The 20,434-nt window shown below is 71.8% G+C and carries 11 protein-coding genes; 8 read left to right on the top strand and 3 right to left on the bottom strand.

Annotated elements, in window-relative coordinates:
* Positions 1-17 precede the first annotated feature (17 nt).
* On the bottom strand, positions 18-2,111 hold the full coding sequence (locus tag POL25_RS06920; protein WP_272085108.1) for a type VI secretion system Vgr family protein: 2,094 nt from the start codon (positions 2,109-2,111) through the stop codon (positions 18-20).
* 705 nt (positions 2,112-2,816) lie between these two features.
* Here POL25_RS06920 and POL25_RS06925 point away from each other — a divergent pair.
* Both POL25_RS06925 and POL25_RS06930 read left to right on the top strand, forming a co-directional pair.
* The gene (locus POL25_RS06925) at positions 2,817-4,358 is read left to right on the top strand and encodes a metallophosphoesterase (RefSeq protein WP_272085109.1); all 1,542 of its coding nucleotides are present in this window, start codon (positions 2,817-2,819) and stop codon (positions 4,356-4,358) included.
* Positions 4,359-4,446: 88 nt separating this feature from the next.
* Positions 4,447-5,421, top strand: a complete 975-nt coding sequence (locus POL25_RS06930; RefSeq protein ID WP_272085110.1) for a hypothetical protein — start codon at positions 4,447-4,449, stop codon at positions 5,419-5,421.
* Between the two features lie 48 nt (positions 5,422-5,469).
* On the opposite strand, the gene POL25_RS06935 is transcribed toward POL25_RS06930, so the two are convergent.
* Positions 5,470-7,944, bottom strand: coding sequence for a WGR domain-containing protein (locus POL25_RS06935; protein ID WP_272085111.1), 2,475 nt, complete (start codon positions 7,942-7,944; stop codon positions 5,470-5,472).
* Positions 7,945-8,359: 415 nt separating this feature from the next.
* On the opposite strand from POL25_RS06935, the gene POL25_RS06940 reads away from it, so the two are divergent.
* Complete coding sequence (locus tag POL25_RS06940; RefSeq protein ID WP_272085112.1) at positions 8,360-9,853, top strand: lamin tail domain-containing protein; 1,494 nt, start codon at positions 8,360-8,362, stop codon at positions 9,851-9,853.
* A 147-nt stretch (positions 9,854-10,000) separates the two neighbouring features.
* Here the strand turns inward: POL25_RS06940 and POL25_RS06945 are convergent, their stop codons facing one another.
* Positions 10,001-10,927 carry an ADYC domain-containing protein gene (locus tag POL25_RS06945; RefSeq protein ID WP_272085113.1) on the bottom strand — a complete coding sequence of 309 codons (927 nt, stop codon included), beginning with the start codon at positions 10,925-10,927 and terminating at the stop codon, positions 10,001-10,003.
* A 102-nt stretch (positions 10,928-11,029) separates the two neighbouring features.
* On the opposite strand from POL25_RS06945, the gene POL25_RS06950 reads away from it, so the two are divergent.
* The 5 genes from POL25_RS06950 (at position 11,030) to POL25_RS06970 (ending at position 20,402) form a co-directional block, all read left to right on the top strand.
* Positions 11,030-14,245, top strand: coding sequence for a serine/threonine-protein kinase (locus POL25_RS06950; protein WP_272085114.1), 3,216 nt, complete (start codon positions 11,030-11,032; stop codon positions 14,243-14,245).
* A 362-nt stretch (positions 14,246-14,607) separates the two neighbouring features.
* Positions 14,608-16,944: a hypothetical protein gene (locus POL25_RS06955; protein WP_272085115.1), complete on the top strand. Its 2,337-nt coding sequence runs from the start codon at positions 14,608-14,610 to the stop codon at positions 16,942-16,944.
* Between the two features lie 616 nt (positions 16,945-17,560).
* Positions 17,561-18,889 (top strand): GAF domain-containing sensor histidine kinase, encoded by a 1,329-nt coding sequence (locus POL25_RS06960; protein ID WP_272085116.1) that lies wholly within the window; start codon positions 17,561-17,563, stop codon positions 18,887-18,889.
* 15 nt (positions 18,890-18,904) lie between these two features.
* The gene (locus POL25_RS06965) at positions 18,905-19,264 is read left to right on the top strand and encodes a hypothetical protein (protein ID WP_272085117.1); all 360 of its coding nucleotides are present in this window, start codon (positions 18,905-18,907) and stop codon (positions 19,262-19,264) included.
* A 34-nt stretch (positions 19,265-19,298) separates the two neighbouring features.
* Positions 19,299-20,402, top strand: coding sequence for a hypothetical protein (locus POL25_RS06970; protein ID WP_272085118.1), 1,104 nt, complete (start codon positions 19,299-19,301; stop codon positions 20,400-20,402).
* Positions 20,403-20,434 lie beyond the last annotated feature (32 nt).

Raw genomic sequence — 20,434 nt, forward strand, 5'->3', positions numbered from 1 at the left:
CCGTCCCTGACGCTGGCTCACTTCGACCCGCGCTCCGACTCGATCGCGCTGAGCGGCAGGGCGTCCTTCGCGTCGGCCGCCGTCCGCGGATCGGCCGCGGCCCCGCGCACCGGTGAGCCCGCGCTGTTGATATAGACCATGCTGCCCTTGATGTAGATCCCGCCGGCGTCGATGGTGATGAACCCGCCCGGGCCCTGGATCGTCAGCGCCTCGCCGGCGTCGAGCACGATCCTGCTGGCCTTGAAGTGGACCTCGTCGCCGGCCTCGACCGCCAGACGACCGGCGATGCGGGCCTGCTCGTTGCCGCCGACGATGCGCGACACCGAGTCGTCGACCTTCTCGAGCAGGCTCTTGCGCACGTGCGCGTGGCTGTCGCCGTCGACCAGCTCGAGCTTGTCGCTGCGCACGTGCAGGTCGACGCGCCCCGGGGCATCGATGCCGCCGACCAGCAGCTGCACGTCGCCGCCGAGGTGCGCCGTGGTGTGGCGGTGCACCTTGAGGTGATGGTCGTGATAGAGCTGGACCAGGCTGTCGCCGGCCTTGCCCTGCTCGTCGCTGCCGACCGTCACGTGCGAGTGGCGGAACACCGTCGAGAACGCGTCGTTGTTGACGCGCACGTCGATGTTGCGCTCCGCGTGCAGGAAGATCTGCTCGTCGTTCTTCTTGTCCTCGAAGCGCAGCTCGTTGTAGCCGCCGCCGCCGATCGAGCTGTCCGACTTGATCGTGCTGCGCGTCTTGTGCTCCGGCAGCGTGTACGGCGTCTCGTTCATGCCGTGGTAGATGCGCCCGGTGATGATCGGCCGGTCCGGGTCGCCCTCGATGAAGTCGACCAGCACCTCGTGACCGATGCGCGGCAGGAACATCGTGCCCCAGCCGTGCCCCGCCCACGCCTGGCTGACGCGGACCCAGCAGGTGCTGCGCTCGTCGTGCTCGCCCTCGCGGTCCCAGTGGAATTGCACGCGCACCCGGCCGTGCTCGTCGGTGTGGATCTCCTCGCCGTCGGGCCCGACGACGGTCGCCGTCTGCACCCCGCGCACCGCCGGCCGCGGCGTGACCCGGGCCGGCCGGAACGGCACCTTCAGCTCGGTCGCCGTGAAGCTGTTATGATAGGACATCTCGCCGCTGGCGTCGTGCAGCAGCGCCTGCGGCTGCTCGCCCTTGTGCTCGACGCGGAGCAGGCGATATTCGCCGTTGAGCTCCTCGTGCGGGTGCCCGACCAGGGTCATCACCGCCCCCGCGACCAGCCGCGGGCAGTCGCTGGCGCCGACGGCCTGCCGGCGGGTGGCCTGGTGCGCCTCGAGGCGGATCCGCGCCATCGCCTGGCCCTGGTGCGGCCCGCCCCGCCCCGGGTACTGATATTCGCCGGGGTAGTCGTATTGCTCGAGCTCGGGGTTCTGCTTGGCCGCCTCCTTGACCTCCATCGATTGGTCGGGCCGGTGGAGGTTCAGGTCGCGCAGGGTGACCTTGCCGGTCCGCACGCGGCTGCCGATCTGCAGCTCCTTCACGTGCTCGCGGTCCTGGATCAGGTTGTTGGGCCGGTTGAACCACACCGTCGCGGTCCCGGGGATCGGGCCGTGGGCCCCGACGTGGTCGGCCATCACCCACACGTGCCGATTCGCCTCGTGCTCGAAGAAATAGAAGATGCCGTCCTCTTCGAGCAGCCGGCTGACGAACGCCAGGTCGCTCTCGCGGTACTGCACGCAGTAGTTGCGCGGCGCGTACGTCCCGGTCAACGAGAAGCGGAACCAATCGCGCGGCAGGCCGGCCTTCGTCAGCACCTCGCCGACGATCTGCTCCGTGGTCTTGTCCTGGAAGATCCGGCAGTCGTGGCGGTGCTGCAGCCGGTGCGCCCACGGCTCGACGATCAGCGCGTATCGCTGGAGATAGCGGGTCTCGCCGATGTACTCCGCCTCGCACACCACCCCGTGGATCACCCGCTCGACGTCGAGGCCCTGGATCGTCAGCAGCGCCGGCTGACCGACGAACGTCTCGGGGTCGATGTGCGAGGCGCTGGCGACCTCGACCGAGAAGCGGAACAGCTCGGAGATGGACTCCTGCCCGGTGAATCGCACCACCTGCAGCGGCAGGTCCGCCACGTCCAGGGTGAACACGGAAAGGTCTCCGAGCGACCCGGAGCCGGACGACACGAGATCGGGCTGGTTCATGAGATGGAGGCCGTTTGACCGCTTCTGGGCATGATTTGCACGCAGGGGGTGCTGCGTCAACGCGTCTTTGCGCGCGCCCGCGGCCGCGATGCCCGCGAGCTCGCGGAGGTCAGCGCCGACGCCACGCGGCCACGCACGGGCGCGACGGGCACGGGTGGGCAATCATGGGTGCTCGCGGGGCCCGCTGCGAAGCTCGCTGCGCGACGACGCCGCGGCAATGTGCGAACCACGGGTCGGCCATGACGACCCCGCGGGCAGCCTCGCCCCGTCGCGATCGCAGAGGTCCGTGCGCGGCGCAGCGGCCGCGACGCAGCCCGAACCGCCTGGAAGCCGTCCTGGGGCCGCCCCGGGGCCCCCTGGTGGCGCCACCCAGGAGCGAATCCACAGGGCCCTCGATCTCGGCGTGCCCATGGCTCGCGGCAGTCATGCCACGCCGCGTCACCCGGCAGCGGCGCCCTCGTGGTGCTCACAATCCCGCTGCAGGCATTGCCCGCTGTGGTCATGCCATTGCCGCGTGCGAGCGACCCCTCGTACCTCGACTGTCCGAGCACGCATTGCAGTGCGGGAATCATCCCCCCTCTGCTTGCGCAGAGCGGCGAAACTCGCACGATCGGGCTAGGCGCGCGCCTGCGCCGATCGTAAGATTCGCGGATGCGCGCATCGAGCCCCGCCTCCTGGATCGCCGTCCTCTCGCTCGTGGCCGCCTGCACCGACGACGCCACTACCACCACCGCCACCCCGACGACCACCGGCGGCGCGATCGGCAGCAGCACTACCACCACCGGCACCAGCGAGGGCCAGGACACGACCACGGGGACCACCGCGGCCACCACCGCCACCAGCGGCGGCGAAGACCCGACCACCTCCGGCACCACCGTCGCTGGCACCACCAGCGGCGGCGTCGATGACAGCACCACCGGCTTCGACGACAGCACCAGCACTGGCGAGCCCGAGGAGCCGCTGCTGCCCGGCTGCGGCGACACCCCGCCCGCCGACTTCGACGCCGTGCCGAGCGCCCCTGCCGACGGTGCCACGATCGCCGGCGCGACCACCGAGCTCGCCGTCACCCTCAGCGGCCAGATCCTCGCCGACGCCACCGCCAAGTTTCACCTCCGCGAGGTCCACGAGCTCAGCGACGACGACGACTTCACGATCGTCATCATGCCGGACACGCAGAACTACACCCAGTTCCCCGGCAACTTCCCTCAGTACCAGGACCAGACCAAATGGGTGTGGGAGCACCGCAACACCGACCGCATCGTCGCCGTGCTGCACAACGGCGACGTCGTCCAGCACGGCAACCAGATCGAGCTCGAGTGGCAGCGCGCCCAGACCGCGATGACGACCCTCGAGACCGAGAAGCCCAACTTCCCCGACGGCATCCCCTACGGCATCGCCGTCGGCAACCATGACAACGGCGCCCACGCCCACGACAACAAGCCCTTCGGCACGGGCCTCTTCAACAAGTATTTCGGCGTCAAGCGGTTCGAGAAGCGCGGCTACTACGGCGGCCACTACGGCAGCAAGAACGACAACAACTGGATCGTCGTCCAGGCCGGCAACCTCGAGGTCGTGATGGTCAGCCTCGAATACCGCGGCGACCTCGGCCAGGACCCCGATGTCCTCCAGTGGGCCCGCGGCGTCTTCAAGGACCACCCGCACGCGCTCGGCATCGTCAACTCCCACCATATCGTCCGCGCCGACGGCGGCTTCTCCGGCGAGGGCAAGCAGATCTACGAGGCGATGAAGACCGTCGACAACGTCCAGTTGATGACGAGCGGCCACATCAAGGAGTTCCGCAACCGCCGCACCGACAATCACAAGGGCCACGTCATCCACTCGATGCTGGCCGACTACCAGGACCTCATCATCGGCGCCGAGGACTGCGCCGGCGGCTGCGGCTACATGCGCCTGTGGCGGTTCTCGCCGAAGAAGAACCAGCTCAAGGTCGAGACCTTCTCGCCGACGCTCAACAAGTCGATGACCGGACCGAAGGAGCAGTTCACCCTCACGGTCGACCTCTCCGCGGCCACCGGCGTGTTCGAGCTGAAGGGCTCGATCAGCGGCCCCGGCCCCGCCCTCGCCTTCGCGGCCGAGGGCCTCAAGCCCGGCACCAGCTACGAGTGGTACGCCGTCGTCAACGAGTGCGGCGCGAAGGTCAAGACGCCGGTCCAGACCTTCAAGGTGCAGTGACGCATGGCGCGCGCGCGCTGAGCCTGGTCACGCCCCGCCGACCCTCCGCGGGCCCGGCCGGGGCCACGGGGCTGCTACCGTGCCGCCCATGCCCATGCAAGCGAAGCTGGTCCGAACGGTGCCGGAGCTCGAAGGCACGTTGCCCCTGAGCAGGACCGCGCGAGGACCCCACCTCTCGCTCAAGGACGGCACGCTCACGGCGTGGGACCAGGACCTGCAGCCCCTCCGCCGCTCGCCCACCGGCTTGCCCCCCGAAGCGAAGCTGCTCGACGCGCGGCCCGATCTGAGCGCGCTCGCGGCCGCGATCGACGGTGGTTTATGCATCGTCGCGGACACCCTGCGCCCGGACCCCGCCGTCATCGCGGTGGCCGCGGACTCCGCCACATTCATCACACCGAATCGCCTCATTGTCACCGCGCCCGGCGCCCCCGCCGGGGGCCGCTCCTTCTCGGAGTTCCACCGCGTGCTGCTGATGGACCTGGAGGGGCTCGTGCTCGACGAACGACGCGTCGAGGCCGACGCCGCGTGGGCGCACGCCCTCGTGCACCCGACCGAGCCAGCGGTCCTCTGCGACTTCATCATGGGCCAGGACGGCAACGTGCTCACGGTGATCCGCGCCGAGGGTGACGCGCTGACGGTCCGTGAGGTGTTCCCCGCCGAGGCGTTCGTGAACCGGGGATTCAGCCCCGACGGCACCCGGGTGCTGCTGCCGCCTTATCCCAGCGATCCGGGGCGCGCGGTGGTCGCGACGTGGCCGCAGCTCGACATCGCCGCGCGCCTCGAGGTGGCAGACGACCTGCCGGAGGTGCAGATGGGCATCGACGTGTGGGGCGGCTTCCTCGACGACCACCACGTGCTGCTCCTGGCGACCGAGCAGGGCCCCATCGTCGCCGCCTCCGACCTCCGCGAAGCTGCGCTGGTCCCCCTGGTGGGCTTCGACGCGGTGAGCGACAGCGAGGGATTCATCGAGCTCGCCGCCCCGCTGGCCCCCGACCGCTTCGCGGCCGTCGTGTGGCACCACGGGACCCGGCAGACGACCGTCTGGCGCCTGGAGCGGGTCTAAAAAAGCAGCGCACCGCGGCTCGATCCGCGAAGCGCCGATTGAGGCCGTCTACCTCGCTTTGCCCCCGCGGCGCAGCGCCTCGTAGCGGTCCTCGTCGACGAACTGCCCCCACAGCTCCTGCTTGCGCTTGCCCGCCAGCGAGAACGCCAGCACCAGCAAACGCTCGCGCTCCGCCGTCGAAGTGCGCGCGATGAGCTCGTCGAAGTAATGCCCACAGTCCTCGAGGTCCAGCTTCTGCTCGCACGCCACCAGGCTGCGCACCGCCGCCTCGTGCAGCGCCGGCGTGCGCGCCACCAGCGGCAGCGTGCGCACGAACGGCGGCAGCTTGGCCGGCGCCGCGTCTGCCAGCGCCCGGGCCAGCACCGCCTCGCGCCGCGCTGCTGGCAGCTTCTCGATCGCCGCCTCCAGCGCCGGCAGCACCTCTTTCTGGAAGAACTGGTCCGCGTGCCCATAACCGCCGAGGATCGGGTCACGCCATTGCTCGCCCCAGCCGTGAAACTGCAGCGCCTGATCGATCGGCTCGGGCCACGCCTCCGCCCGGGCCAGCGCGTACACCAGCGCCATGCGCAGCTCCATCTCTGCCGGCTTCTCCTTGGCCGGCACCGCCTTCCACGCCGCGTACAGCGGCCCTGTCGCCGCCTCCCCCACCAGCGCCGCCCCGTACGGCAGCAGGAGCGCCTCCGGCTGCTTCTTCGCCCGCACCGCGGCCACCACCGCTCGCATCACCTCGTCGTCGAACAGCCCGGCGATCAGCGCCGAATCGTTCTCCCCGCGCACGCGCCCCAGCAGCGCTCGCCTGGCGCGGTCGCGCGGCAGCAGGCGCAGCAGCTCGATGTAATGCCGGGTCCTGCGCAGCCCCAGGCCCTCGGGCGTGCCCCACGTCGCCCGGTCCCGCCCCAGTCGCCCGTAGCCGTCGAGCATCCACCTGTCCTTCAGAACACCTTCCACGAGCGGCTCGGGCAGCGGCTCGCCCTGACGGCCCGCCGCGAGCAACGCCGGCAGCGCGCTGCGCTGCGGCAGCGAATCGTCCTCGTCCTCCGCCTCGCCTTGCGCCCACCTCAGCAGCTCCTCGGCCGTGGCGAATCGCAGCAGGTCCTCCGGGTCCGTCGCATAGTGGCCCATCAGCGCCCGCCGCTGCGCCGGCGAGGCGATGTCCAGGGCCGGCACGATCTGCGCGAACGACCCCGGCCCACGCGATCCCGCCCGCGGCGACAATACGAACCACAGCAGCGCCTCTTGCCATTCGTCGCGCCCCGTGAACAGCTCCACATATTGCAGCAGCTCGGGCCCGAAGCGCCCGTCGACGAGCGGCAGCGACACGTCGTCGCGCCATTCTCCCTCGACCGCCCGCGCCACGTAGCGACCCGACAGGCCCCCGCCCACACGCTCCACCCCGAAGCCCTCGCGCAAGAACGCGAACGCGAGGCGCGCTGCCATGTTGCCCGAGAACTCCAGCGTCCGCATCCCGCGGCGGCGCATCACTGCATTGACCCCGTCGCGCTGCCAGGCCGGCAGCCCCGCGAATCCGGGGTCTCGCGTCAGCGTCGCCAGCCCCTCGGCGCCCAGCCGCACCACGATCTCGTCGAGGTGCTTCGGCCACCCCGGGAACAGCGTCTGGGTCGACTCCTCCTCATATTCACGCTCGCGCAGCGGTCGGCTGGCCAGCCCGCGAATGTCCGCGTCCGCGAGCTCGCGGTACCCCGCCGGCAACCCCGGCGCATCGACCCGCGAGAACAGCCGCAGCACCTCGCGCGCCGACAGCGACAGCTGCTCGTCCTCCACCCCCTCGGTGAGGTTCGCTAGCAGCGACCGCTTCACCGCCGGCGCCACCTTCTTTTGCGAGAGCCAGCCGTTGGCCCACAGCTCCCACAGGAGCCCGAACGTCACGCGACGCACCTCGTCGCTGTCCGCCAGCAACGGCTCGACCGCCGCCTCGAGCAGCTGCATCTGGCCGTACGCGTCCTCTTCTTTCACCAGACTCGCCGCCAGCCGCTTGCGGTCGAGCCTCGCCAGCCGCTCGTCCGGGGCCACGAACGCCGACACCGCGTCGCTCGCCTCCGTCTGGGAAGTCGTGGCAGGCTTCTCCGCCTTCGCCTTCGTCACTGCGGTCTCCGCCGCCGCCGCGACCCCAGGCTTCGCCGCCTTCGCAGCGACCTTCGCCGGCTTCTTCGCCACCTTCGCAGGCTCGGCCTTTGCAACCTTCGCCGGCTCGGCCTTCGCTACCTTCGCCGGCGTCTTCGCCACCTTCGCAGGCTCGGCCTTCGCTACCTTCGCCGCCTTCGCAGGCTCGGCCTTCGCTTTCTTCTTCTTCGCCCCGGCCCCCGCCTCCGCGTAGCCCTTCTCCAGCTTCTCGGCCACCAGCGCCTCGGCGGCCGCCTTCGCTGCCGCCCGGGAGCCGTGCTCCTTCACCTTCGTCTGCCCCGCCGTCCCGACCCGACCGAAGCGGACCTTCGTCGCCTCGCCCTCGACGGCGATCTCCCAGAACTTGTCCGAATTTCCGTCCTGAAACGTGAACGAGCGCATCGATCCTCTCCTCTACCGCGGGCCAGAGTGTGTCTTGCTACCTGCTGCGAGATCGGCTGTCAATCGACCCGCAGCGCCCCAAAAACCTAGCGATCGCGGCGGCGCCACCGGGACCCGTGCGAGCACAGGACGCCCCCTCGTTTCGCCACAAGCGCAAACGGCGCACTCGCAAATCACCAACCTCCGGCTCACCCCGTCCACGAGGCCCCGCCACGGCACCCGGGGCGCATCGTGCCCTCCGCTCCGCAGATCTGACAGCGCCGTCATCCACCCGGCATGGCGCAATACACATAGTACCGACACCCACCGACACAAACCATCGAGCCCCGTGACGACCGCGTCACGGGCCCGTCTCGAATCGACGCACATGCAGGGGCCTTGGACGGCGCCGCGCGGCTTCTATACCCTCCCCGGCATGTCGAAGCTCGCCCCCCGCCTCGGTGTCCTCGTCCTCCTCCTCCCCGCCTGCACCGACGATTCCTCCGCACTCACCGCCGCCACGACCGCGGTGCTCACCACCGTCGGCGCCACCCAGACCACCACCTCGACCACCACCGGGGACCCGACCACCGGCGAGCCGACCACCGCTGTCACCACCGACGAGCCCACCACCGACGTGGGCACCACCACCACCTCGTCGACCACCGACGTCAGCACCGACACCACTGACGGCACCACGGCCGCCGCCGAATCGTGCAAGGACGGCCTGCAGAACGGCGACGAGACCGACATCGATTGCGGCGGCGCGGCCTGCCCGGCCTGCCCCGACGGCGACGCCTGCGTCCTCGACGACGATTGCGCCGGCCATAGCTGCATCGACGGCTCCTGCGGCCCCGTGCCTGCCACCTGCGACGACGAGCTTCAAAACGGCGACGAGACCGACCTCGACTGCGGCGGCCCCGACTGTCCTGCCTGCGGTGAATCGCAGGCCTGCGCCGTCGACCTCGACTGCGCCACCCAGACCTGCATCGACGGCATCTGCCAGGCACCCACTTGCAGCGACGATCTCACCAACGGTGACGAGACCGACGTCGACTGCGGCGGCCCCGAGTGCGATCCGTGCGGCGCCGCCCTCGACTGCCTGATCGCCACCGACTGTCAGAGCGGCGTCTGCCTCGACGGTCAATGCGCGATCCCCCTTTGCAACGACGGCGCCAAGAACGGCGACGAGACCGACCTCGACTGCGGCGGCAAGTCCTGCAGCCCCTGCGCTGACGGCCTCGCCTGCAAGCTCGACGCCGACTGCCTCAAAAAAGACTGTGAGGCTGGCATCTGCGTCGGCCCCACTTGCAACGACGGCGTCAAGAACGGCGGCGAGACCGGCATCGACTGCGGCGGCCCCGACTGCGGCCCGTGCATGGCCGGCGTCGGCCTCGTCATCAACGAGGTCGACTACGACCAGCCCGGCAGCGACAACGCCGAGTTCATCGAGATCCTCAACACCTCCGGCGCCCCGATCGACCTCGGCAACCACGCCGTCGTGCTCGTCAACGGCGCCACCAACACCACCTACGCCACCATCAACCTGGCCGGCAGCATCAACCCGGGCCAGTACCTCGTGCTCGCCAACGCCAACTTCGCCGTGCCCGCTCCGGCCCTCAAGGTCACCATCAGCAACGGCATCATTCAGAACGGCGGCAGCGACCCAGACGGCATCGCCCTCATCGACAAGACCGCCAAGAAGCTGGTCGACGCCCTCTCGTACGACGGCCCGATCACCGCGGTCAACATCGCCGGCATCGGCGTCGTCAGCCTGGTCGAGGGCATGGCCTTGCCGGCCAGCGTGATCGACGACGCCGCCGGCGCCGGCTCCCTGGTCCGCCTGCCCAACGGCAAGGACAGCAACAACGCCGCCAGCGACTGGAAGTTCACCAAGAACATCACCCCCGCCGCGGCCAACCTGCCCTGATAGCGTCGAACCTCCGCGGCGCGCCCGATTGCATTCATCGCAGGGCGCGCTGCCGACATTCACCTCGATCGCGGCACCGCGATTCCCCGAGAGGGGTCCCCCGAGGGCGTACAGGCCACAATCAGCCCTCGGGCCGGGCGCGAGGATCTATGGGATGCGCGTGATGAACAGCGCGTCTGGCAGCGTCGCGAATGTCGCCCCCTCCGGGCAGATCGGGACCTCCTTCTTGTCGAGGCAATCGATGTCCTCGAGCCGGCCCTTGCCGCGGCAGACCAGCCCGTCATGGCCCCACGCGGCCTCCACCGGGCTCTTGAAGTATTGCTCGGTGGCGCCGTGGATCCACCACACGTCCTCGAGCACCAGCTCCACCCCGGCCTGCGTGTGCGGTGTCCCGTCATAGCAATAATCGGCGCGGATCACCCGAATGGCCGTCTCGAACAGCCCCAGATCGCCCGTCGTGCGCGCCAAATCATAATACCCGAGCTCGGCCGCCTTGCCGGTCGCCCCGGTGTCGCACGCCAGGTAGAGCGTGCCCGGGGCGGCCGACACCTCGCCGGTGCTCTCGTCGATGGTGAGCCCCGACAGCACCCGCGCGCTGCCCGGCTCGTTGGCGGCGTCGGGGCAATTCGGCACCTCGACGTCGCCCTGGTGGTGATAGAAGCGGTAGCGCGGCACCCCGTCGGCCTCGAAGGCGTCGATCAGGAACATCGTCCGATTCACCATCCCCATGTTGAAGCCGATCGACCACGCCGAGCCGAGCAGCGCGGCGCCGCGGCGCGTCTCGCCGAACCCGTCGACCCCGATCAGCTCGCCGGTGTCCTCCACCAGCCCCGCCAGATCCTCCTCGTCCGCGAGCGCGACGCGGTCGAGCCGCACGCCCATGTGCGGCACGCCGAGCGACGGCACCAGCTCGGAGAACTCGTGCTCGTCGAGCACGTGGGTGTTGAACACGGTGCCGCCGCCCGAGTTGCCGCCGGTCAGCAGCACGCGCAGCTCGGCGGCTTCGTCTTCGGGGGCACAGGCGGTCCACAGCAGGGACGCGAGGAGGGGGCCGACAGGGGTCCAGAGCGGCAAGGCAGGTCGCATGCCCGGCGCCTCTGCAAATCTCGGGCCCGATCGGGGGCGCGCGACCGCGCCCGTTTGCAGCGCTGCCGACACGCCGTTAGCCTCCCGCCTGTGACCCGCGAGCCCCCCGCGCCGGCCCCGGCGTCCTCGCCACGACCGGTCCCCGCATCCCTCGTCGACGCCGCGTCCTCGCCCGCCACCGCCGCCTTCGAGGACCCCGCCCGCGTCACCGCCTCCTCGCCACGGCTCGTCACTGCCCCCTTCGTCGACGCCCCGTCCTCACCACCGCCCGCCACCGCGCCCTTCGTCGACGCCGCGTCCACGCCCACCGCCTCCTTCGTCGACAGCGCCCTCCCGCGGCCCATCACCGCCGCCCTCGACGAGCCCTCGCGGATCACCGTCGCCCCGGGCCACGCCCTCGCCAGCGATGTGGAGCGGCTCGGCGCCGCGCCGGTGCGGCTCGGTCGCTTCACCGTGCTGGAGCGGCTCGGCGCCGGCGGCATGGGCGTCGTCTACGCCGCCTACGACGAGCTGCTCGACCGCAAGGTCGCGCTCAAGCTGCTGCACCACGCGGGCGGCCGCGGCGACGATCGCCTGCTGCGCGAGGCCCAGGCGATGGCTCGCCTCTCGCACCCCAACATCGTCTCCGTGTTCGAGGTCGTCGGCCTCGGCGCCCAGCACTTCATCGCCATGGAGTTCGTGCGCGGCCAGAGCCTCGACGCCTGGCTGGCCGCCGCCGCGCGCCCCTGGCAGGACGTGCTCCCGGTCCTGCTCGCGGCCGGGCGCGGGCTCGCGGCGGCGCACCGGGCCGGCATCGTCCACCGCGACTACAAGCCGCACAACACCCTCGTCGGCGTCGACGGCAGCGTGAAGGTCGCCGACTTCGGGCTCGCGCGCGCCTTCGAGACCGGCGACACCGACCCCACGCCGCCCGCGGCCTCGCCCGGGCGCCGGCTGCTGGACGTCGCGCTCACCCGCGCCGGGGCGGTCCTCGGCACGCCGGCGTACATGGCCCCCGAGCAGCACGCCGGCCTGGCCTGCGACGAGCGCAGCGACCAGTTCAGCTTCTGCGTCACCGCCTACGAGGCGCTCTACGGCGCCCCGCCGTTCCCCCGCAGCTCGCTGGCGGCCCTGCGCGCGGCGATCGATCGCGGCGAGGTCGAACCGGCCCCGCCCGGCTCCGCCGTGCCTGCGTGGCTGCGGCGCGCCGTGGTGCGCGGCCTCGCCCCCGACCCCGCCCGCCGCCACGCCTCGATGGACGCCCTGCTGGCCGCGCTGGCGGGCGACCCGGCCGCCGCCCGCCGCCGCCGCCTCCAGATCGGCCTGTTCGGCGCCGGCCTGGGCCTGCTCGGGCTGCTCGGTGGGTGGTTCTTCGCCGCCGCCGGGCCGCAGGCCTGCCCCGACGGCGCGGCCGCCCTGCATGGCGTGTGGGACGACGCCCGCCGCGACCGGCTCGGCGCCGCCATCCTCGGCCTGCGCCAGCCGTTCGCCCCGGCCACCTGGGCCCACCTCGAGGCCCGCCTGGGCGCCTACGCCGGCGAGTGGGCCGCCATGCACGACGACGCCTGCCAGGCCCACCGCGCCGGCCGCCAGTCCGACACCCAGTACGACCTGCGCATGCGCTGCCTCGAGCTGCGCCGCACCGACCTGGCCGCCCTCACCGGCGTGCTCGCCGAGGTCGACGCCGCCTCGCTGTCCGGGGCCGCCCTCGCCGCCGACGCCCTGCCGCCGATCGCCGCCTGCGGCGACCTCGAGGGCCTGCTCGCCGACCCCCTGCGGCCGCCGCGGGACCCCGCCCTCGCCGCCGCCGTGGCCCGCTTCCAGGCCGGCCTCGCCCACGTGCGCGCGCTCGAGAGCACCGGCCTCTACGAGCGCGCCGTGCTGGCCGCCGACGCCCTCGCGCCCGCCGCGGCCGCCACCGGCCACCGCCCGTTCGGCGCCGAGCTGGCGCTGTCACGCGGCCGCGCCCTCCTCGCCAGCGACCCCGCGGCCGCCGACGAGGCCCTCACCACCGCCTTCCGCGAGGGCCTGCGCAGCGGCCACGACCGCGTCGCCACCGAGGCCCTGGCCCGGCGCCTGTTCGTGCGCGGCTACCGGTTCGGCCGCCCCGAAGCCGCCGCCGCCGATCACGAGGTCGCCCTCGCCCTGCTCGATCGCATCGGCGATCGCGGGGCCCTGCGCGGCGAGCTGCTCAACAACGCCGGCGCCGTCGCGCTCGGCCAGGGCGCGTGGGCCCGCGCCGAGGCCTTGCTGGTCGCCGCCGTCGCCGCCAAGACCGCCGCGCTCGGCCCCGACGCCGGTGAGCTGGTCTACACCCTCGCCAACCTCGGCACCCTGCGCAACGACCTCTATCGCACCGGCGCGGCCACCCAGGCCCTGCAGGCCGCCCTGGCGATCGGCGAGCGGGCCTTCGGCGCGGCCCACCCGACCACCCTGCTGGTGCGCGCCAACCTCGGCATGGCCCAGCTCAAGCACCGCCGCCTCGCCGACGCCGAGTCGACCCTCCTGGCCGTGCGCGCCGCCGCCGAGGCTCGCCCCGACCCCGACCACGCCGCCCTGGCCTTCGTCGAGCAGCAGCTGGCGTGGCTGGCCCTCGTGCGCCGCCGCCCGGCCGTCGCCCGCGACCACCTCGCCCTCGCCGAGACCCTGCTGCTCGGCCGCGACGACCCGCTCGCGCTCGCCAACATCGCCGCGCTCGCGGCCCACGCCGCCGCCCTGCTCGGCGACCGCGACGCCACCTGGCAGCACCACGCCCGCGCCGAGGCCCTGCTGACCCAGGCCCTGCCGCCCGACCACGCCCGCCGCCGCGACCTCGAGTGCGACCGCGCCGAGCTCGAGCTGACGCTCGGCCGCCCCGCCGAGGCCCTGGCCAGCGCGCGAGCCACCGCCCACGCCCTGGCCCGCGCGCCGAGCCAGGCCCTCCTGCTGGCCCGCGCCCACGAGCTCGAGGCGCGCGCCTGCCAGGCCCTCGGCCGCGCCGACGAGGCCCTGCTCGCCAGCGAGGCCGCCGTCGCCGTGCTCGCCGAGGTCGTCGCCGAGGACAACCCGCGCACCGCCGGGGCCCTGGCGCAGCTCGGCGTCAGCGAGGCCGCCGCGGGCCGCCCCGAGCAGGCCCGCGCCCACCTGGAGCGCGCCGAGCAGATCTACGTCGCCGCCGCCGACCCCGACCTGCCGGCGCTGGCCCGGCTCCGCTTCGACCGCGCCAGGCTCGTCGCCGACCCGTCCCAGGCCCGCCAGCTGGCCGAGACCGCCCTCGCCACGCTCGCCTCGGCCGACAATCACGAAGCCGAAGCCGAAGCCGTCCGCACCTGGCTCGCAACCCACTGACTCGCTCCACGCGATCGCTCCGCGCCCGCTCCGCGTCCCGTCCGACGCGAATCACTCCGCGAGCGCATCAGCGAACGACCTCGCATCCTCGGTCCTCGCCGCATCACTCGCGCGATCGCTCCGCATCACCGAACGACTCGCGCCCTCGGTCCTCGCTGCGTCACTCGGGCCATCGCTCCGCATCACCGAGTGACCCGCGCATCACCCGGGCGCTCGCCGGTTGTCGTCCGCGCCGCCACGCCCCCGCCTCGCGCGTCGACCGGCCGACCACAACCTGCTCGCAAACCGAGGGAGCAGCCCCCGCCGCCCCTTCGCCGCGCGTGGCACGGGCGCTGCACTGGCGGTCCGCGAGAGCCCAACCCATGCATCCTCGATCTTCGCGTCTCATCACCACCGTCAGCCTCGCCGTCGTCGCCGCCTGCGACCCCGAGCACGCCCCGGAGCCGGCTCCTACCGCGCGTGAAGCCTTCCTCACCGCCACCCCCGGCCTCGACTGCCTCGACGACCTCAAGCTGCGCCTGCACCACGACGACGGCACCGTCGACGTCACCAGCGACCTCGAGCTCGGCCTCGGTGAGCTCGCCCGCCCGCGCGACCTCGTCGAGCTCTCCTTCACCGTCACCCCCGCCTGCGCCGCCGATCACCGCCGCCTCACCCTCGCCGCCTACACCACGCAGGGCATCGGCCTCGGCCTCAACCCCGCCTATCCGCCGACCGCCTTCGACGTCCACACCACCCGCCTCGGCGGCGGCGACGGCTACCTCCTGCGCGCGCGCCTGCCGGACTGCCACTACGAGCTCGACCTCGCCTTCGGCGAGCCCATCGATGTCCAGCGCACGTACAAGGACACCTACGCCGCCGAGTCGCGGCTGATCTTCTCCGCCATCGGCGGCGACGAAAATTGTGACGAGGCCCCGCTCGCCGTCGATCGCTTCGATCCGGTCGAAGCCGGCTGGGGCGACGCGCCCGTGTCGGCCCATTTCGGCTGGCGGCTCGACGCCGATCCCGCAGCCCAGCTGCGCTGCGAGCTCGACCTCGACGGCGACGGTCAGCCCGACCAGATCCTCGAGCCCTGCGACCACACCACGGAGCTGATCAAGACCGCCGCGCTACCGCAGTGGACCTACGGCGTCGGCAAGCACCAGCCCGAGCTCGTCGTCACCGACGGTCAGCGGCGGGCCTGGGCCGGCACCGACATCTACGCCAACCACCTCGACTACAAGCCCGAAGTCCGGTTCCTCGAGGACCGGCCCGATTTCCTCGGCGCCGACATCACCGTCGCGCCTGCGCCCGACCTCAGCACGGTCGTCCTCCACTTCAAGGACGCCGGCACCCTCCCCGACGTCACCCCGGGCGAGATCGTCGTCGGTCACGGCGGCCCGCGCGGCTACATGCTGCGCGTCGAAGGCGTCACGATCGTCGACGCCGACCTCGAGCTCACCGGCCTCCCGGTCGGCCTCGACGATGTCCTCGCCGGCGGCTTCTTCGGCGCGCGCGACCTGCAGATCGACACCTCCCAGGCCCGCTGCGTCGAGGAGCCCTGCCCCGACGAGATCGTCCCCGCGCTCGACTTCCCCGCCAGCCTCGACGAGCCCGCGCCCGCCAAGCTCGCGCTCGACCAGGTCGTTCACCAGACCGAGCCCGCGCCCAACGGCCCCAAGTTCGTGTTCAAGGTCACCGAAAACGGCGAGCTGCACCTCCAGCCCGGCCTCGAGATCGAGCGCTTCGAGCTCGACGTCGGCTTCTTCAGCATCCCCCACGCCGACCTCGCCATCGCGCCGGCGCTCGACATCACCATCGTCGTCAAGGCCGCGCTCACCCACTCGCTGGCGTTCGGCGAGATTTACCTCGGCACCTTGCCGCTCGCCGTCCCGCTGTCGGTCATGTTGCAGCCCGAGCTGCAGCTCGCCGCCGCCCTCAAGTTCACCGGCACGCTTCAGGCCCGCGGCCGCGCCAGCGCCGTCAAGGATCACACCGGCTGGCGCACCGACCTCGAGACCAACGTCGGCGGCTTCCTCGACACCTTCGGCGCCGCCATCGGCCCCGAAGTCCGGGCCACCTTGCTCGCCAAATTCGTCCTGACGCTCGGCTTCCTCGACGGCCCTTACATCGCCCCGCTGGCCAGCGTCGGCCTGCGCCACACCCTCGGCCACTCCCAGTGCGACACCTGCAACCAGGCCTTCTGGGAGGGCGGCGCCGAGTTCGGGTGGAGAGCGTTCGGCGCGGCGCTGTTCGATCCGATCAAGGTCATCCTCGCCGCCGGCGAGATCTGGAAGGAGTGCAACCCCACCTTCTGCGAGCCGCTCACCGGCGGCCCCGTCATCGTCAGCCCGCGCGACGGCGTCCTCCTCGATTGTCAGCAGTACCCACGCTTCAAGTTCCGGGCGCCCGGGGCCGCCACCACCGAGGACGTGAACAGCCCGCACCAGTTCATCATCGCCATCGAGGCCGACCACCAGATCCACGGCCCCTACGAGTACGAGATCGACACCGCCTTCCGCGGCGGCCAGCCCGAATGGGACATCCAGTGCGTCCCGATCGGCGACGAAGGCTGGGGCGAGTGCACCTACACGCCGGCCGACAACCCGTGCCACCTCCACTCCGGTTCGAACTGGTCGAATCATTCGTGGCGCGTCACGGCCCACGTCCCGCCCGCCAGCGGCAGCCCCACCGCCAGCGCCACCTACGACGTGCCCTGAACTCGCAGCAATGCCCGACCGCGCCGCCTCGTCCTCTACCGCCTCGACGCTACCCGCATGCACGCGGCCTGGAGAGCCTACTGCGACGCGGGGATCGACTACCTCCGCAAGCGCGTCTTCCCCTGGAACGCCAAGTTCATCGAGGCCAAGGGCCAACGGCGAGGCCGACAACATGAACCTCGAGGGCTTCTTTGGCAGCGCCGTGTACTACGGGGTCGGCTAGGGCCGTCCTGGCCAGCTCGCCCGTGGCTGGATCGACGACGGCGTAGTAGGTGCCCGGTCCGCGGCCAGCGAGGTTCGGATCGACCTTGGTGACAACCGTCTCGCGGAGTACGCCGCGGACGATGACGGTGCGATCGGAGAGCGCGTAGACGCCGTGGACATCGGCGCGAGCCGGTCCCGCGGAGCAGCCTGCCCGGGGGGCGGTTCGGCCGGGGTTTTTTCCAGCGTTGGCGCTGACGGCGGACGGCGCGTCTCCTGCGCCCAGGCGCGCCGCGTCCGGGCGACGATGCGGCGGGCGGGAGTTGCTCCCTGCGCCCGCCGCCCGGCAGGAGCGCGGGCTCGCCCATCGCCGGAGTTTGGTCCATACGATCCGGGCCTGCACGCCCGTGTGCCCATGGCCGATCTTTCCGACTCCACCTCCGGCGAGCGCGCGACCGAACCGCCGCTGTTCCTGGCGCTGACGCGGCTGCTCGCGCTGCCGGTCACGTCGGTCCGCGAAACCCTCGTCGAGGCCTGCGAGGTCGTAGCCTCGGTGATCGAGACCGATAAGGTGGACGCGTTCCTGCACGACGCCGCCCGCGATTCGCTGGTGGCGCTCGGGACCAATGATTCGCCGATGTCCCGCCTCCAGCGTGCTCTCGGCCTCGATTACATGCCGCTCAGCAACGGGGGCCGCGCCGCCGAGGTGTTCCAGACCGGCAAGCGCCACCTGTGCGACGACGTGCAGGCCGACCCCGGCGAGCTGCAGGGGATCAAGGAGGGGCTCAAGGTGCAGTCGTCGATCGCCGTGCCCATCGAGGTGCAAGGCAAGCGCCGCGGGGTGCTGATGGTGGCGGCCGCGACCCGAAACAAGTACCGCTGGAGCGACCTCGAGTTCCTGGCCGCCGTGGCCCACTGGGTCGGGGTGGTGACGCACCGCGCCGAGCTGGTCGAGGAGGCCACCCGCGTGGCCGCCGAGCGCGCGCGCCAGCGGACGGCCGAGGAGCTGGTCGCGGTCGTGGCGCACGACCTGCGCAACCTGATCACGCCGCTGGCCGCGCGGCTGGACGTGCTGACGGTGCGGGCGGAGGCAGAGGCGCGCGCGCCCGACGTCGACGAGCTGAGCAAGGCGAGCCGCGGGGTCGAGCGGCTGGCGCGGGTGCTGTCCAATCTCCTCAGCGTCGAGCGGATCGAGCGCGGCCTGTTCGACCTCCGGCTGCAGCTCGTCGACCTCGTCGAGCTCACCCGCGGCACCGCCGCGCTGTTCGCCACCGGCGGGCGGAGGATCGAGATCGAGGCGCCGCCGCAGGTGCTGGCGCGGGCCGACCCCGACGCGATGCGGCAGGCGCTCGAGAACCTGCTGCACAATGCGTCCTCCCACTCCCCCGAGGGGGCGGGGCTGTCGCTGACGATCCGCCGCGACCGCTTCGACGGCGCCAACTGGAGCCTCGTCCGCATCCGCGACTTCGGGCCCGGCATCCCCGCCGAGCTCCTGCCGACGCTGTTCGACCGCTTCGCCCTCGGACCGAAGTCGTCCGGCCTCGGCCTCGGCCTCTACCTGGCCCGCAGCATCGTCCAGGCGCACGGCGGCACGCTGGTGGTCGAGCACGCGGACGGGCCCGGCGCCTGCTTTCGCCTGGCGCTGCCGATGTACGAGCCGACCGTCGGCGAGTCCGCCGAGGCGACGTGCGGTGGGCGCGAGGGCCGGCGCGAGGGCGACGGCGGGCCGGCTTCGCACACATGAGAGGAGGCTGGCCGGGTGTCCATCGCCGTAAATACCGATGACGACGGCTCCGGGGTCGGTCTCGTCACCGTCGACGAGGCGGTGGTCGCCGAGTTGAGGTTCGCCGAAGGATCGGCGGCCTGGGAGACAGCGGACTTCTCGGCCCTCGGTCCTGCGCAGGCGCAGGCGGTCGCCGCCAGTATCGTGCAGGTCTGGCATGAAGACGCGGTCATCGAGGCGGCGCTGATCGGCGCTGCGCGTGGCGTCGGATCGTGGGAGCGCCGGTCACTCGGACCCGAGCAAGGGTCGCTCCCACCGAGCTCGCGGTCCGGAAGCTCGACGAACCGGTCACCATCGGGCACACGCGCCGCTGAACCGCCGACGAGGCGGGCGTGACAGCGCTCGTCGGCCGGGGTAGGCTTGACGGGCCATGCGTCGTCTCGCCCCCGCCGCTGCCCTCGCGCTCGCCTGCGGGACAGACAGCCCGCCGGCGTTCTCGACGGGCCCGGGCGTGACCTCCGTGGCGCACACCTCGACCAGCTCGGGCAGCACGACGACGTCGACCTCGACGTCGAGCTCGACCAGCGGCGGCGCCGAGGACAGCGCCGCCGCGAGCAGCTCGGGCGCGGCGTCGACGTTCGACATGCAGCTGCCGCCCGACCTCGGCGACCCGACGCCCGCGGGCTGCAAGGGCAAGATCGATTTCGTGTTCGCGATCTCTGCCCTCGGGACGATGAAGACCGAGCAGGACCAACTGGTCGCCAGCCTGCCCGGCTTCATGGAGACGATCGCCGACGACTTCGCCGGCTTCGACGCGCACGTCGTCTCGATCAACACCGACGGCTCATGGCGGGGCACTCAGTGCGAGTCGCCCGACTTCTGCCTGAATATCGGCAACTGCGGTCAGCACGCGCTCAACTACGAGTGCGGCAAGTACGTCGAGCAGGTCTGGACTTGCGACAAGACCCTGGGCGCCGGACTCATCTTCAACGCCGGGGCCTACGCCTACAACAAGCCCTGCGACCTCTACGGCGGGAACCGCTACATCATCGACGGGGAGCCGGATCCGGTCGAAGCGTTCAAGTGCATCACGCAAGTGGGCACGTTTGGCAAGGATCCGCCCCTCGCCGACTCGCTCGTCGCAGCGCTGTCACCCGAGCTCAACGGGCCCGCGGGCTGCAACGCGGGTTTTCTGCGACCCGACGCGCTCCTGGTCTTCGTGTTCATCATGGACAACGAGGACGACGAGTCGATCCTGAGCCCGAAGAAGGCCCATGACGCCATCGTTGCGGCGAAGGGTGGCGACGAGGACGCCGTGGTCGCGCTCGCCATCGTGCCGCAACTGCTTCTCGACGAGCCTGTCCCGGGATGCACCTACAACGAGCCTCCCGGGCCGCAGCACCTCACCGACGTGATCGAGCTGTTCCCATACAACGACCAAGGCGACGTGTGCGCGGACGAGTATTCGACGTTCTTCAACGGCGCCGCCGCGAGCCTCGTTCACGAGGCGTGTAACAGCTTTATCCCGCAGTGAGCGCCCAGCGGGCGAAGCGCGACCGGGCGGCG

Origin of the sequence: Nannocystis bainbridge (assembly GCF_028368995.1) — a bacterium.
GTDB classification, from domain to species: Bacteria; Myxococcota_A; Polyangia; order Nannocystales; family Nannocystaceae; genus Nannocystis; species Nannocystis bainbridge.